This window comes from Dyadobacter sp. OTU695 (assembly GCF_038440355.1).
GTDB lineage: Bacteria > Bacteroidota > Bacteroidia > Cytophagales > Spirosomataceae > Dyadobacter.
The window spans coordinates 1-16,053 of sequence record NZ_JASATN010000012.1 but is presented as its reverse complement, the minus strand read 5'-3'; the positions used below and the strand labels follow the sequence as shown (position 1 = coordinate 16,053).

The following is a 16,053-nucleotide window of genomic DNA, read 5'->3' as shown; positions in this document are numbered from 1 at the left end:
CCCATTAAACCTCCTCGATCTACTATGAATAAATTTATACCTCGCCACCATTCACTTGTCCTGTACTGGACTCACTTCGCTTTCAGCAGCCTGTTCCCACCTGCATCCAAAATTTCTCATTTTTAGAATCATATTCAGATATTCAGTTGTATTCACCGACTACCTAATAACCTCTGAGAGTCGATGACTCATACTATTCTTTCAAGGCTGGCACAACCAGACTCTTGAGTTTACTATCGAGGCGTCGATTTTCAAACAAGAAACAAAGTGAACGGTTTATGATTAGCTGAACGCCAATTAGCTGTAAACATTTTAACTGACCTAACCTATCATATGGAATTTGAAGAGCTTATTCAAGACACGCTTTCGGACAACATTGTAGTCTTCGAAAGGATTAAATCTGAACTGCAAAACGCCAGAACGCAGATACTTGTTGCGATGTCATGGTTTACCGACCAAGACCTTTTTAATGTCTTGGAGGAAAAGGCGCGCGAAGAAATTGAGATATCCATTATACTTTCGGATCAGCAGGACAACTACAAACTCGATTTTGATTCACTTCAACGTATTGGAGTTGAGGTAATTAGGGTCAAAAATGTCGGATGGGGCCTGATGCACCAAAAATTCTGCATCGTCGACCGTGAATTGGTTATAGCAGGCTCATATAACTGGAGTGTAAATGCAAGAACAAACAATCACGAATCTGTTATTGTCACGAATTTACCGAAGACAGTATCTGAATATATAACTATCTTCGATGATATCAGGACTCGTGCCAAAAGGTTAGCAAGCGGTGAAACAATTGTTGAGATGGACAGCTCACTATTAGAACCCCGTCCAACATCCAATCCAAAGATAGCAGCAGAGTTAAAATCCTCAAAAACCCCAAGTTTTGAAGAGCAGTCGATCATTGAATTTAAAGCTGTTCTAGATTCTCTCATAGACTCAGAAGTCGCAAATTTTGATCAAGACATGCTGAAAAATATTGGCTACACTCGATGCAAGGCCAATAGCGGTGATTGTCAAATAATTCCACAAGCGATGGACAGCCTATATCATAACTTTATCAATGATGTAGATGTTGTGGAAGAGAAAAAGAAGCGACTATATAACAAAATACATGAACAGCAGAAACTGGTTATCGCCACTGTTGAAACGAATACGGAATTCGAAACTCGAAAAAAAAGAGACAACTCCGTCTTCATAGCAGAGTCTGCACAACAGGATATTGAAAAATTGGATAAAGAGATAGAGAAATTGACTGTCGAAAGCGAGCTAGTATTTGACACAAATATTCCGTTCCTGGAATCCGAAATAAGTGACTTAAAACGAAAAATATCTGAAAGCAAAATTGATTTTGTAAGACCACCTATCAACTGGCCTAGTTTTGGATTATGTTTGTTAATGATAATTCCACTAGCACTATACATTTTCGTATTTTATTCGTCAGTGGCATATATCTTCGTTTTCTCGAAACAGGACGTTCGGGAGCAACTTGCAAAGTCAATATCTTTTGAGATGCCAGAAGTATTTGATCCAAACGCCTTAACGAAGGTGATGGACAAGGGTATGGGAGGCATATTATTTCTATTTCTATTTGTTTCAATTCCGTTAGTATTAGGAACAATAAACTTGTTCAATTATAAAGCTCCGTCCAAAGGAGATGCCGAAAGTAGCAATGTCTTACTGAGGGCTTGGCGGACAATAGTTTCTAGCCAAGGAATTCTACTGATCCTCGTTGTTGATATATTTATTGCCTTCAAGGTGTCAAAAAATATAAATCAGATTGAATATTTAACTAATACAACAAATAAGGAGCTTAGCGGACTAGATTTATTGACAACCGACAATTTTTGGCTAGTATTCGTTCTAGGGTCACTAGGAGTGTATCTGTTCAAAGCAGTAGCAAGAAGATTCTTTGACCTGCTCGAAGAGAGAAATCCTAGTCTACGGGAACAGAAGAACAAAATACAGATAGCTCAATATGAACAAGCGATCGATGAAAAAAACAGCAAGATCAATGATCTAAAAATCAACGCGGCGGAAATACGTGTAGCGATTTCTCAAAGAAATCTTGAACGAAAATCAAAAGTATCGTTTTTACGCGAAGTGCCTATAAAACTAAACGATGCTATTGCAGAACTAAACCAAGACTTGATCAGATTTAAGGAGAGGATAACAAATTTATCTAGTATTTATCTGAGTCAGATTGATAACGACAAAATTCCGATATCAGTAGATGCGCTTCATGATAGAATTAATATTTTCCTTGAAGGTTGGAGTAAGTATTTGCATGAAGTTTTTTCAACTCTAATTGCTGAAAGAAAAACACAGGAAGCTATAACTGAAGTCGATAGATGGAAGCTAATAAAGTCAATTAAGCACAAAGAGATTTAATTTCATTATGAGTAAAAAATTTATTACGAACTTTTTTTTGGCGTTATCGCTACTCGGGTGTGGACGAGGAAAACCTGGAACAGAGGAATCTAATCCGGCATCGAAGCCGAGTGAAGTCTTAATCAATAGTTACAATGTACTTCTCGTCCCCGACCTATCAAATAGAATCAATCCCCAAATTCATCCCAAGCCAGTTCATGACACAATACTTTTGAATTCTTTCGTGGACAATATCAGGCAGTTCCTCACAATTGGCAACAGAAAAATGAATCAAAACGATGTCTTCACAATTGACTTCATGAATCGAGGAGTCCTGAGTTCGGGCATTGTCAACGCGAAAGATATGCAGATTAGTTTTGACAAGTTTGGAAACAGGCAACGCGATCGGTCCGATTATATCAGGGTTCAGCTTGTGAACGATCAAGGGAAACTAAAGAGAGAACTTGCTGCCTTATATAAATATTCTTTAAAAAATAATTCGGGCTCCGATATCTGGACGTATTTCGACCAGACAATTCATGAATCTTTAATTAATCGTCCCATAAAAGTGGAGAAAATTAGCCCAACGACGACGACAAGAGTCATCATGAAGAACATGGCGATAATTCTAACGGATGGTTACATAGAGAACAAAAACCAGACACCAGGGTATTCTTTGAGATATTCAGTCATTGACAAAGCAAGGATTGATTACAACAAGACCGGTGGTAGCATAGATCAATTCATCGCAAAGAATCCTCAATATCAAATTAAACCGACGTCGACCTCCTTGAAAGGACTTAGCGTTATGGTCGTGGAGTTTACGGACAGGTCAAGGAATCCACAAGGTGTTGCTATGAAGCATCCAAATGATTATCAGATAATGAGAGCGATTTGGAAAAAGTGGCTTCTCGATTCTGGTGCGGATGCATGTGAAGTTTATGAAGCTGTTAAGCAACCCAATGAGTTCATAGCAAATTTCATAAGATTTGTCCAGGCAGGTGAGCGCCAATAAAATATTGCATAGTTAACAACGAATACGCGATCAGATTATGAGGGCATTCAAGGAGATTACGAACGATTTAATACAATGACGCCAAGCGACCTCGCGAGCAATTTTTTAGCCTTTCTAAAAAATCTCAAAGAACAACAAGCGATTAAGAATTGGCGATTTACTGGAAGCAGCGATATTCGATATAACACTCCCATAGGACCTTGGCAGGAAGACGGATTTCTATTTCATAACCTAACACCCTCATATTCATACATTCTACGAAGCGTTATTCGACCCGCGGACGGAGTCTATAAGATCGTGATTGAATCTGTAAACTTGGAGGGGCAGTTGTATAACATTGACCTTACGAAAAAGAAGACTCACTTACAACAGAATAGCGAATCTCACTTACTTGAATCCTATGATATGACCATTGGTCATGGTAGGACAAGTCGAGAAACGGTTCGGGAAGCGTTCGAAAAGTTTGGGTACTACGGCAATGAGATTTCCGTCCTTAGCGATACCCAGCAAGATTGGGAAGCATTTACTGCCGATCTGCTTAATTGGGCAATCAAGAGGGAAAGGGTTAAAGCGAGCATTAAAGATGAGAAGCCTCCATTCGATGCGGAAAGGAAAACAGCGAGTTATATAGTGAGCCATAACAACAAATTGAATTCCCCATTGAACCAAATACTATACGGCCCGCCCGGGACTGGAAAGACTTATTTGACGATTGAAAAGGCAGTGGCGATTGTCGATGGACTGGATGATGAGGACCTGGCTGGCAAAACCCGGGAAGATCTTAAAAGCCGCTTTGAGGAACGGAAGCAAATGGGGCAGATTGTGTTTTGTACCTTCCATCAAAGCATGTCTTACGAAGATTTTATTGAAGGGATTAAACCCGTGCTTGGTCAGGAGGTTTCCGAAGATAACATAAGCTATCGAATTGAAGACGGCATTTTTAAACGGCTATGTGTCAGAGCGACTTATGAATTAAAGATATCTGGATCCCCACGGACCGGCCAGGAATTATCCGAAATTGAAAAGTTTAATGCTGTTTATGAAGAATTCTTATCGCAAGTAGAGGACAAACTTGCAACTGGACAAGCGGTAGAATTACAATCGATCACCGGATTAAAATTGTACATCACGGATATCTCAGAGCTTCTTAATTTGAGAATAAAGCACGACGGTGAAGTCCGCGAAAGGCCATATATAGTATCACGTCAACGATTAATAAAACTCTTTACTTATTTCGAAAGTATTGACGCGATAAAAAACGTCCATAAAGACATTCGAGGTGTGATCGGCGGCGCAAACACTACGGCTTATTGGGCAGTTCTGTCTGAATTATACAAGATAGCGAAAACCAAGAGCGGACAGCCCCAGGGAATAAATCAGGAGAAAGAATCTGAGGTTGACTATGAAACAATGAAGCTTTTAAACTCCGATGGCCCAGTAGTTGGAAGTAATATTTCTTCGAAGCGGTTTCTTATCATCATCGACGAAATCAACCGCGGCAACGTCTCTCAAATATTCGGCGAGCTGATCAGTCTGATCGAAGACGATAAGCGCCTCGGCGCTTCTGAGTATCTAGAAGCCCTCTTGCCATATAGCAAGGAGAAGTTCGGCGTTCCTTCTAATTTGTACATTATCGGTACAATGAACACCGCCGATCGGAGCGTCGAAGCGTTGGATACGGCGTTACGACGCCGGTTCAGTTTCCAGGAGATTTCCCCTAATCCAGAAGTGCTGGAAAACGAGGTAGAAGGTTTCCCATTGAAGGATATTCTGAAAACTATCAACAAACGAATCGAAAAGCTACTTGACCGAGACCATCTTATTGGGCATAGCTATTTTTTGGCTATTCATAACCTCTTCGATCTCAAACTCACCTTTCAAAACAAAATCATCCCGCTGTTGCAGGAGTATTTTTTTGGAGACTACGGGAAGATCGGACTAGTTCTTGGTCAGGGGTTTATTAATGTCGAGGAAGTATCAGAGCCAAACCTATTTGCTAAATTTGACTATTCGGATACCGAGGCATTCAGCGAGCGGCCGGTTTATACCTTGCAAAACGCTTCTGCCATGTCTGACGAGGCTTTTGTGAACGCATTGAAACTATTAATGAATAAATAGTTTGCGAAGCCGGAACAAGCATATCACAGTCTTTGAGCATCAGTGCCTTCGTTTGAACGACCGGTGCGAAGACATTGTCTTTGATCAATCTAAACTCCACGCATTACAGTCATTCTATGGAACCGGTGTGCCTTATTTTTCGCTGATTCATCATGGCGTTCGGTTTAATGAGCACGTGGGAGTGATACAGGTCGGAGATCTGGTTGTAGAAATACTGCCCAAGGCCGATCGACGCAATAACCAGTCAGAAGATGAGGCAAAATGGCGGAAGGTCCTGATTGGCATGTTGCTCGAAGTGGACGCTTTCAATCTCCATGCGCCCACAAGCGCCGCATTGCACCTGAAAGCGAATTCTGTCCTGGATTTATTTTTCCAGCTTTTTATTAGCGAAGTTGAATATCTCTTACATAGCGGATTGGTGAAAAAGTATCGCCGAAAAGAAGGGAATGTCACGGCTCTGAAAGGGAATCTAATCTTCGGCAAGCACATTCAGCAAAACCTGACACATCAGGAGCGGTTTTATGTTGGCCACACCGTTTATGATCCGCAACACAAGCTTCATGCGATCGTTTACAAGACCATCCGGCTGTTGAAACACATCAACACGAGCGCCGATCTGCATAGCCATATCGGCAATTTGCTGCTAGGCTTCCCTGAAATGGCCGACATATCTGTATCGGCAAAGACGTTTGAAACGGTTACTTATAACAGGAAAACGGAGCCCTATCGAAAGTGCATTGAAATAGCCCGTCTGATTCTACTCCAATATCATCCTGACGTAACGAGGGGGCGCAATCACGTGCTGGCGCTGATGTTCGATATGAATCTGCTCTGGGAAAAATTTGTATACAAGAGCCTGAGAAAACATATTAGGCCGGAAACTACAATCACCGTTCAGAGTTCGAAGTCGTTCTGGAAGCCTGACCGGGGAATGCATTCACGAATCAGACCTGACATTGTGATTGATCAGAACACGGAGCATTGCATGGTGATCGATACCAAATGGAAGAATCTGAACGGATCGAACCCATCGCCAGACGATCTTCGGCAGATGTATGTGTACCATCAGTATTTTGGCGCGAAACGGGTCGGGATGATTTATCCGGGTCCGGTGCCATCCCGGGTAGCGGGCGTTTACCTGCCTACCAAGGTACAGGATGCCAGCCTGCAATGCTCGCTAATAGGAATTTGTGTTGATACGGATTTGAGGCGCTGGCAAAAGGCCATTTACAATGAAGTGGCAAAGTGGTCTGAAAACTAAAAAGGACTGCCTCCGCAGTCCTCCATTTTCAAACTTTTTCTCCCATCTTCTCGAAACCTTCCCAAAGCACTTTCAAATCAAAGAGCGCCGACTTTTCCGCTGTATCAAACGGAATGTCCGAATGATAAAGCGCCAGATCGTGGACCATCCTCAGCGAATGCGCCAGCTCCTTGCAGCCTTGACATTCGATGAGGTACCAAAACTCGGCTTGTGAATCTGTCAGCGGTGCGCTGAAGTTTGATGCGTGATGTGCATCGGGTGTTGTGTTGACTGACTGATCGTTCGAGTCGACACCTGGACCATTTGAAGTTCGCATTTCCTAAATGGATGATGGTGAATAAACGAGGAGAGGTCACTGCGAACTTCATCAAAGCAGGGCTATGATAGGTCTCGGGACTTTCACCCGTATGCCTCTCCAAGACCACTTTTCAAACCTAAACTGTAACATAAGCACCTCAAAATTTTAATAAAGTTCGCAGGGCAAATATAGAGGAAAGATTTGATTCATGGCAGGTCAATGAACGATCGGTAGCTCCGGCCATACGCTCACGTACAAATGAAAAGCGGCCACCCAAAGGCAGCCGTTACTTCAAACTTTATGGCAATGCGCAGATTCATATTCATGCAAACAAATGCATTTGAGTCCCTTCTTGTCCGATTGTATCTACCCGTGCTTCCGAATCTTCCTCTGAGCGGTCCAGAACTTCGCCGACGGTTACCTGGCCGTTCATGAGCATCGGAAGCAACCAATCGCGAAGGGAGGCGAGTTGTTGGTTTTGTAATTTATTATTCAAAATTCGCTCATAAAAACTTGCCGTTCTTTGACCGAACAAATCAATTGTATCTCTCGCGGGTATAACTGCGCTAGTCAGTTTGAAGTCATTTGATACTAAGGCATCAAAAACAGACCCAGCAGCTTTGACTTTCATATACTGTATCAAATTGACACAAAACTGATGTAAAAAGTAATAGTTTATACCTGGCTTGGTTGTCACTGCATAACAAGATTGATTCATCGCCATATCGGTTGACGCAATATTGATATTCCCAACAGTTCCCCGAGCAGTTATAAAAATAGTTCCCTTCGGATAGAGTCTACTGCTGCAACTAGCTAGTCCCACTTCTGTAATGTGGCTCTCAGTGTAGGTTGCGAAAACAGATTTTTCATAATCTTTCGGCGTAAAAAAAGGAATTGCGCCATTCCAATACTCCGGAACCTCTTTTCGGGGAGTCCCTCCACCAAGTAGATTGCCAATATCTTCCAGTGTTCCCACTTCCCAGCCCTGCGGAATCTCTTTTTTCAGAACCTCATCATAAAACATCTTACCGCCAGAAGATTTGTAGGGCTCGCCATCTTCATTGGGAAAATCAAACTGCACAAACCAATAGTCGTACAGGGTTTTAGCCATCTGTTCCAGCTCGGCATTGATACGGTTGTTGAGTAATATCTTGTCGTCTAGGGATTTAAGTAGTTCAACGATTTTCGCTTGATTTTCCAACGAGGGAATGCTTATTGGGAAATTAGACATTTCTGTTATTGGAATTCTGTCAACCGTCGCCCCACGAATCGTATTCGAGACAATTGTTTGTTGAAAAGCGGGAGACAAATAGAAGTACAATAAATACTCAGGTAGGACTAAACTCCTGTTTGGCCTTAACAATCCCATCCTTCTTCCAAGACATGCATCAATACCTTTTGGCATTAGCGCGGCCTCACCTAATCGAGTTTCATAAGAGAATAGTAGATCCCCCGGTTCCGGAGTAACTCTTTTCGTCCATTTTCTAAGATCCTCGAAACTAAGATGCGCAGACTTTGATAGGTCGAGTCGCCCCTTTTCTAAACTTGAAATACTAAGAAAATATGGCCCAGACTCAGTTTTCAACGGAGTGGCATGTGGCCCATCGTATATTTGGGCAATATCGGCGATCGTCAGCATTCTATTATCCATTAAACCTTAGTTGAGATAGCTCTTTTTGAATTTTAGCATCCAAAAGACTGCTATGGCTAAACAAAGCTTTAAGTCTCTCTTCAAAACCCTCGATCTTGGCATTGAACTCGTCCACGGAAATAGCAAGATGATCAATCTTAACCTCAAAATACTGTCCTGCGCCGAAACTGTAATTTTTCTCCTTTACCTGCTTCTTAGTTACGACGACAGAAAGATCATCCGCAGCTTGGCGGTTATTAAAAGTATCAACAATGCGCGCTTCTTCGGCCCTGGTAAGCACAGTTCGCTGGTTCTTACCTTCTTTTACAGTGTCGCCCAATTTGCTGGCATCCATCAGTACAATGTGCTCGCTATCGGCGGTCTTGTCAATAAACAAAACCGAAACATTGGTACCTGTGCTGGCAAAAATATTGCTAGGCATACTTACTACACCACGCAGCCAGCCCTTATCCACCAGCCGCTCCCGTATTTTCTTTTCAATACCACTCTGCGCGGTGATAAAGCCCGTCGGCACAACAACCGCGGCTTTACCTGTATCATTCAGGCTATGAATAATGTGCTGGATAAAAAGCAGGTAAATTGCCATCGACTCCTTCTTTGCTTTGGGCACGTTAGGTATCCCAGCAAAAAAGCGCTCCTTGAAACTGTCTTTTTCAAGATCGTCCCTGAAATCAGAGAAATCCAGTTTGAAGGGTGGATTGGAGACGATATAGTCAAACTTTTGCTTTTCCAAATAGAATGGCTGCGAAATGGTATTCGTCTTGATTACATTCGGAATGCTATGTGTGAGATTATTGAGAATCAGGTTAAGTCGGAGCATGGTGCTCGACTTTTGGGAAATGTCCTCCGAATAAATGGTGCATTTGTCTTCGCCAATCTTGTGCGCCAACGACATTAATAGCGACCCCGATCCTACACTGGGATCGTAGCATTTCTTGTTGCCCTTCTCGTCCTCAGCCACGAGGATATTCGCAATAATGCGGGCGACGGCATTAGGCGTATAGTATTCAGCGTATTTCCCGCCGCTGTCGCTGTTGTAATCTTTAATGAGGTATTCGAAAATATCCTTGAAGAAGTCGTATTTCTCGTCAAAGTAAGTGTCAAAGCTTTCTTCAAAGCTGAACTCGAACAGCTTGTTAATTAATGCCCTGCAAAATGCATCTCGCTGCGAAGAGTCGGTAATAAAATTGCTAAGCTCGTCAAACAGTTTGTCCTTAGCACCGGTGGAGGATTTAATAGAAAACACGTCAGCATTTTCTACGCTGATATCCCGCAGTGTATCATCAAATGTTTTAGCAAAATCACCTGTGTTCTGGATGTTGTACAAGTAGGTGATGAGCTGATGCGGTTTGAGGCGCGGGACGTTCTCATCGAGCAAGTCCATCAGCAATTCGCGTTCGCCGATGGACATTGCTTCCAGTTGCTCGTTAAAAGTCTTGCTATCTCCTAGTTCCGGTTTGAGCTTTTTGATCTCATACCGAAACTTATCATTGAGAAATTTATAAAGAAAAACCTGGGAAATGATCTTGAACTCGTTGCCGTCATTACCCAAACCATAGTTGGCACAAACACTTTTCAGGTTGTCTATCAGCTGCTTGGTTTTGGTAGTGTAGGTAATATCTAATGTCATTGTTAATAATGCGGGTGGTATAAATTGAAATACTCCTTGGAAATAAGTGTGGTGATGTTTTTGCGAGTCGGCGTATCCAGGTCTAGCTTTTCCTGTTGAACAAATTGCTCGGCTACCAGTCTCAGCACATAGCGGTCGAACAGTGCTTCATTCGCCAGGAAATCCTCCTGACCTTCGAGCTTTGTGTCCACTTCCGTCTTTACAACCGTCAGCGCGCGGTGCAGCTGCATCTCTTTACTATTCAATCCTCCTTTCTCTGTCAAGCGCTTATGGATGCGTGCATACTTCTCGTCGTTGCTGTATTTGGCTTTCAGCAGGGCGTTTCTACGATTCAACTCTTTGGCCTGGTCGTAAATTCTGCGCAGCAAAGGTAAGTTCGCTACCAACTCTTCCTGCGTGGTCTCCGTAATATTTTTCTTTTTGAAGATCCGCTCCAATTCTTCTCGTAGGGTTACAAACTGCGGGTCCTGCTGGTCGAAGTTGTCCTGCAATGCTGTTCTGGTCTTGCGCAATTGCTCTTTGAGCTCATCGGCAAGCCGCAATTCCTCTTCACCGACTTTGATAAACTGGAACACGATATCTTCCAGGGCCGCGGCGAGCAGATTTTGGGTAGCCGTATCATTGCCGATGTTCTCGATGAAGTTGAGGTTATCCAGGCGGTTTTGCGCTTCGATCAGCAATCGGTTCAGCACTTCGAAATTCACAAGCTCGCCCATTCCTTCATAGCCATTGATGGCGATCATGTTTTTGAGCTCCTTCGCAGTCCGTAATGCCTTCACCAGTTCCAGCAACTCGCTCTTATCGGTCAGTTGCGCGATCTGCTGCGAGAATATCTCCTTGTTTTCGGTATCATAATGAAAGAGCGTTTCCTTGATCTTGTTCAACTCTTCCCTGATCTCCTGCTCCGATTTGAAAAGATGGTTATAAAACTCCGCTTCATCGCCCAGCTGATCCTGCAACTCCTGGAAGTAAAGCTGGTTCGTACGGTCGAATGCCTTGGAAATATCCGCGAAGTCTACCACATACCCGTATTTATAGGTTTTGTAAGGACGGTTCACACGCGTGAGCGTTTGCAGTAGGTTGTGATCCTGTATGACGCGTGCCAGGTACAATTTCTTCAACCGCTTTGCATCAAAGCCGGTAAGCAGCATATTGTATACAAACAGGATGTCCACTTTCGCCGCCTTATAAGCTTTGATCAGCTCCTTGCGGATCGTCTTGTCATTCTCATCATGCAGGATCAATGCTGCGGTGAGCATCTTCCTGGGCCGTTTTCCATAAGGCACAAACGGCTCAGCCGCCATACGCACCAGATTTTCGGCGTAGATTTCCTGGGTGCCATACTGTTCCTCAAACAACCGGAACAGCATTTTGGCTTGCTTGGAAGAATCGCAAACCACCATAGCGCCTAAGCTATCGTCCCGCCAGTAATCCCTAAAATCTTGCAAGTCCTGCGTGATGTAATTCAGCAAACCACTGGCAAATTTTCTATCCGCATACACATCCGACGCTTTGATATCCCCCTCCCGCAGTTTGATCTGCTGCATCAAATCCTTCATTTCCATTTTGAAAGAAGCCCGGATATCTTCCCGGATCAATCGCAGGGTGTATCCGTCGGCAATGGAGCGGTTGTAATAGTATTTATGGAAGTAATTGCCAAACAGCAATTTGGAATCGTACTCCTTGGCCACTTCACGCAACAGCGGCGTGCCGGTGAGAGCAATCAGCACGGCCGATCTGTCGGAGTTGATCAGGTTAGCCAGGTAATTTCCTTTGGGATTGTAGCTCCGGTGTGCTTCATCCAGGAAGTAAATGCGCTGCGTGTTGATATCGTACTCAGGCAAATCCTTAGCCACCGCGTCCTCGCTGAACTTCTGAATGTTTACGACCGTGATTTCCGCTCGTCCGCTGTGATTTTTAATGGCACCAATGATTTGCAGATCGTCAATAAAGTCCGCCTTTGAATTCACTTGGTTCACCTTCAACCCACGATTGGAAAACTCGGTGCTGGCCTGAATGAGCAAATCCAGACGGTCCACCACGAAGTAGAACTTGGGAATGATTTGCTGGCGCTGATAATAGTCCGTCAGGTGCTTCACATTGTAATAAGCCAAGGCCGTTTTCCCCGAACCTTGCGTGTGCCAGACAATCCCTTTCCGCTTTCCCTCGCTCAACCTCGTTGAAATAGCCATGGTAGCAAAAATCTGAGGATAGCGCATAATGTGCTTCTGCAAGCCGGTTTCTTCTTTTACGTACGCAATGGCATAGCGCAGCATGAATTGCAATCGCTCCCGGCTGAAAAGGCTGGTGAGAATACGATTAGTGGGTGTATTGAGCTCCTTGTTGGTTTTAAACTCAGGGCTATGCTTGATCACTTGCAGGCTATTGTCCCTCAATACGCTGTTTTCAAGCTGTTCGTCAATGTTGAGAAACTTATGACGAACAGGAAAATCCTCGTCCTCCCGGAAATAGTTGAAATTCAGGTCAGCGTAGGCGGATGTGGCATAAAATGCACCAAACACCGGTTCAACAATTCCATCTTCATACTCCATATTATTGGAGAACACCATGAGTTGGGTAATGTTGGCAAAGCGACGAAACCGTTTGTTTTTGAAACGAGCATTAATGCGGCTCCGCTCGGCTAATATGCCTTCTTTGTTGTGGGGCTTTTTGACTTCGATAAATGCGAGCGGCATCCCATTGATTAAAATGGTGATGTCCGGCCGGAACTCCTCATCGCCGTTTTGGGCGGTCAGCTCAGCAGTTACATGAAAACTGTTGTTATCGAAATTTTCAAAGTCGATCAGCTTAATGCCCGACTTCGCTGTAATCCGGTCATAAAATTTCTGGCCAAGGTCCTCATAGTCCAATTCCAGACTCAGCTCATCCAGCACGCGGACGATTTCTTCCCTGCTGATTTCACCTCCATTGATCTTGAAGACGCTTTCGATGAAGATGCTTTCGAAGATGTTGGTATCTATCCTTCTTTTTTGTTGATCGAAAGGGATGTACTCATATCCCAACTTCATCAGGTGAAGGATGGCAGGTATTTTGACGCGTGAGTTTTCGTTGAAGGGCATTGAGTTATTATTCAATTTACACTTTTAGCTGTTTGTCCAGTTCGATAACTGATCCATTGTTTCATCCGTCTGAGTAGAGTTAAGTTTTCCTTGAATCCTCAGTTATGCGGTTAGAATCTTTTTTAGATCTTTAAAACTTGTTACTGCAACCTATGCAAGATACTAGGAAGCCAACTGTTTTCCTTGTTTCAAGGTCACCGAGAGTTAAATCTTCCAGTACACCTAATATTCAACTTTATTGGATTCCTCCTTTAACAAGTCGTCGCAGCAAACTTTTGCCCTTTTGCCGGAAATGTATCTGCCTCTATGACGAACTTAACTGTTGACACCACTTGATTTCCTCACTCACCCCATGTAACTTATGGTTAAAAACTATGCAACACTCCTATTTCAAAATCCGTGATCCCTGGAATTTTAGACCTCACAAGTTCGAGATTGGCACTCCTTTCATCCGAAGTTCTTTTCATGACAATCACTTTCTTTCAAAGCTCTACGATTTGAAAGAGCGGGAGTTTTCCGATTTCTATCATTTCCATCTCCGGCATCATATCCAGTATTTCTGTGATGGGGAACAAGATTTTCATATCCATGTGTCCGAGCTCGTCTCAACGAGGATCGCACATTTCAAGATTTTAGATCCATTCTCCCGAAAAGCTCTTCGCACCAAATTGCAGATAGAGAGGCTTAAAGGCTTTCAAAAGTTCCTGGTCTCGATAGATCAGTGGAACTCCTCAAAAACGTTGGAACTAATAATTGCCGAAAAAAGTGAAGAACTCGAAGATCTGAAGAAGCAGATTCACAAACTCCAAAACGAACTACAAAGCTTACGTCAATATGAGTCGAGCACGAAAATCGATATATGTGAAAAGCATCTGCCCACATTCATTAATCTTCTTCATCAATTACAAGGTTTGACTCTGCCAGATGGCCGGAAGCTATTTACCTTTCAAGGGCAAAGTGCCTGGTACAAGCTGCTCAGCAAGTACTTCAGTCACAACGGAAACTCGATTCCAATCGAAACCGCTCGAAACTATTTCCCAATCAAAGAGCCTGAAATCCATGGCAAGGGCACACAAGTACCCACTGATTTACAACACTTTAAAATCAACTTGATCAAGTCTGGCACGAGTAAGTCATGACCAGCTCCTAAGTTTGGTCATTGAAATCAGCCCTCCCCCGTTCATTTTTGCAAGCAGCCGGCGGCCTTCATGCCGGGATGTTTCACAATAAACTTGCAGAACAATGAATGTAGAGATGATCACCAGGGAAGATCTGCAAAACCTGAAAAATGAAATCATTGCAGAGCTCAAATCAATCCTTTCGCAGGATAAGCCCTCAGAGGGCACCTGGCTCAGAAGCGCGCAGGTAAGAAAGATGCTGAGCATCTCGCCGGGCACCTTGCAGAACCTTCGCATCCAGGGGCTTCTTCGGTTCACCAAGATCGGTGGATGCTTCTTTTACAGCCAGCGGGACATCGCTGCCATGCTCAATCAAAACGGCTCCAAGAGATGAAAAGGTCCAGCAATGCAAGTGCTGCCATGGACATGGCGGCACTTGAAGCAGTCAAATCCGACGACCGGCTCAACTGCTATCACATCAGCCTTTACACCGCGCTTCTTTACTACGGCAAAGGGATCAGGCAATTCCCGTTTCACGCAAGCCGCAGGAAGTTGATGGGCTTTTCAAGGATCAAATCCGGGGCGACTTATCATAAGTGTTTGCGGGAGCTGATCAGCTACGGCTACCTGAGCTACGACCCTTCTTTTCACCCGCAACTCGGAAGTCGTATAGTGCTTACCGGAACAACTGCTACCTCCGATGCTGATCGATGAGAAGCTTCTGATTGAGCTCTTCGAGCAGAAGGACCGAAAACGCAGGGAGGCCTTATTTGAGCTTTTTCCAGACGAGCTACTAGCCAGACTCACGCGAGCCAGGATCGCCGATCTAATCAACGCGAAACTAGCCAGGCCAGGACTTGTCACTGCGGATGATGTGCGCTATTGCCGGTTTTACTTCAAGGACAAGAAACACTTGGGGGCGATCAGGCCTGTAGAAAAGCCCAAACCTAGGCCGGATCATTCAGCAGGCAGTGGAGACAGTCCACTCAGCACCTTCAAGGTAACCGATCCGGATGGAATCAAACTAGAAGATCAATTTACGTTCAAATCAAAACATTCTAACAAACAATGAAAAAAGAATTTCACTTCATCGTGCAGGCCAAGGGCGGCGTAGGCAAAAGCCTGCATACCTACCTGAGGGCGCTTTCCCAGGCCGGCAGCACTTCCCTTTTTGTTGACCTTGACAGCTCAACAAAAACTTCTTCCAGACAACTTGCCTTCTTAGGGCAGGACCGGTTTGAAGCTTTCTCTTTGCTTGACAACCGCGAAAGGCTCATGCGGGACCTTTTTATCGGCTACGTGGAAAGCCTGGCAGATAGCCCCTTTGACAAAGTGTTTATGGATTTCGGAGCGCCGGAAAGTGAACAATTGCCCGCTTTGATCACGCGTGACATCGATTTAAAGGAGTGGTGTGACGAGCTGGGGATCAAGGCCATATTCCATATCATCATCGGTGGCGGCGGAGCATACCTGGCCAGTATACAGTTTCTGGAAAAGATGCGGGCA

At 43.9% G+C, this 16,053-nt stretch carries 12 protein-coding genes and 1 pseudogene; 9 read left to right on the top strand and 4 right to left on the bottom strand.

All coding sequences use genetic code 11. From position 1 onward, the window contains the following. The first annotated feature begins 333 nt into the window (after positions 1 to 333). The 4 genes from AAHB90_RS20710 (at position 334) to AAHB90_RS20695 (ending at position 6,770) form a co-directional block, all read left to right on the top strand. The gene (locus AAHB90_RS20710) at positions 334 to 2,397 is read left to right on the top strand and encodes a phospholipase D-like domain-containing protein (protein ID WP_342087112.1); all 2,064 of its coding nucleotides are present in this window, start codon (positions 334 to 336) and stop codon (positions 2,395 to 2,397) included. 7 nt (positions 2,398 to 2,404) lie between these two features. After that, positions 2,405 to 3,391: a hypothetical protein gene (locus AAHB90_RS20705; protein WP_342087111.1), complete on the top strand. Its 987-nt coding sequence runs from the start codon at positions 2,405 to 2,407 to the stop codon at positions 3,389 to 3,391. Positions 3,392 to 3,796: 405 nt separating this feature from the next. Continuing rightward, on the top strand, positions 3,797 to 5,509 hold the full coding sequence (locus tag AAHB90_RS20700) for an McrB family protein (RefSeq protein WP_342087110.1): 1,713 nt from the start codon (positions 3,797 to 3,799) through the stop codon (positions 5,507 to 5,509). Between the two features lies 1 nt (position 5,510). Further along, a complete protein-coding gene (locus AAHB90_RS20695; RefSeq protein WP_342087109.1) occupies positions 5,511 to 6,770 on the top strand; it encodes an McrC family protein in 1,260 nt (419 codons plus the stop codon). 28 nt (positions 6,771 to 6,798) lie between these two features. Here the strand turns inward: AAHB90_RS20695 and AAHB90_RS20690 are convergent, their stop codons facing one another. The 4 genes from AAHB90_RS20690 to AAHB90_RS20675 form a co-directional block, all read right to left on the bottom strand. After that, the gene (locus AAHB90_RS20690) at positions 6,799 to 7,086 is read right to left on the bottom strand and encodes a hypothetical protein (RefSeq protein ID WP_342087108.1); all 288 of its coding nucleotides are present in this window, start codon (positions 7,084 to 7,086) and stop codon (positions 6,799 to 6,801) included. A 304-nt stretch (positions 7,087 to 7,390) separates the two neighbouring features. Then, a complete protein-coding gene (locus tag AAHB90_RS20685; protein WP_342087107.1) occupies positions 7,391 to 8,707 on the bottom strand; it encodes a restriction endonuclease subunit S in 1,317 nt (438 codons plus the stop codon). A gap of 4 nt (positions 8,708 to 8,711) precedes the next feature. Next, positions 8,712 to 10,349: an HsdM family class I SAM-dependent methyltransferase gene (locus tag AAHB90_RS20680; protein WP_342087106.1), complete on the bottom strand. Its 1,638-nt coding sequence runs from the start codon at positions 10,347 to 10,349 to the stop codon at positions 8,712 to 8,714. 2 nt (positions 10,350 to 10,351) lie between these two features. After that, a complete protein-coding gene (locus AAHB90_RS20675) occupies positions 10,352 to 13,429 on the bottom strand; it encodes a type I restriction endonuclease (protein WP_342087105.1) in 3,078 nt (1,025 codons plus the stop codon). A 374-nt stretch (positions 13,430 to 13,803) separates the two neighbouring features. Between AAHB90_RS20675 and AAHB90_RS20670 the strand changes: the two genes are divergently transcribed. The 5 genes and pseudogenes from AAHB90_RS20670 to AAHB90_RS20650 all read left to right on the top strand — a co-directional run. Further along, positions 13,804 to 14,568 (top strand): hypothetical protein, encoded by a 765-nt coding sequence (locus AAHB90_RS20670; protein ID WP_342087104.1) that lies wholly within the window; start codon positions 13,804 to 13,806, stop codon positions 14,566 to 14,568. Between the two features lie 103 nt (positions 14,569 to 14,671). Continuing rightward, positions 14,672 to 14,941: a helix-turn-helix domain-containing protein gene (locus AAHB90_RS20665; RefSeq protein WP_342087103.1), complete on the top strand. Its 270-nt coding sequence runs from the start codon at positions 14,672 to 14,674 to the stop codon at positions 14,939 to 14,941. Next, positions 14,938 to 15,261: a hypothetical protein gene (locus AAHB90_RS20660; RefSeq protein WP_342087102.1), complete on the top strand. Its 324-nt coding sequence runs from the start codon at positions 14,938 to 14,940 to the stop codon at positions 15,259 to 15,261. Before AAHB90_RS20665 ends, AAHB90_RS20660 begins: the two co-directional genes overlap by 4 nt. Continuing rightward, positions 15,248 to 15,619 (top strand): hypothetical protein, encoded by a 372-nt coding sequence (locus AAHB90_RS20655; RefSeq protein ID WP_342087101.1) that lies wholly within the window; start codon positions 15,248 to 15,250, stop codon positions 15,617 to 15,619. Before AAHB90_RS20660 ends, AAHB90_RS20655 begins: the two co-directional genes overlap by 14 nt. After that, positions 15,616 to 16,053, top strand: a pseudogene (locus AAHB90_RS20650) (hypothetical protein); the annotation flags it as partial. The gene AAHB90_RS20655 and the pseudogene AAHB90_RS20650, both read left to right, overlap by 4 nt.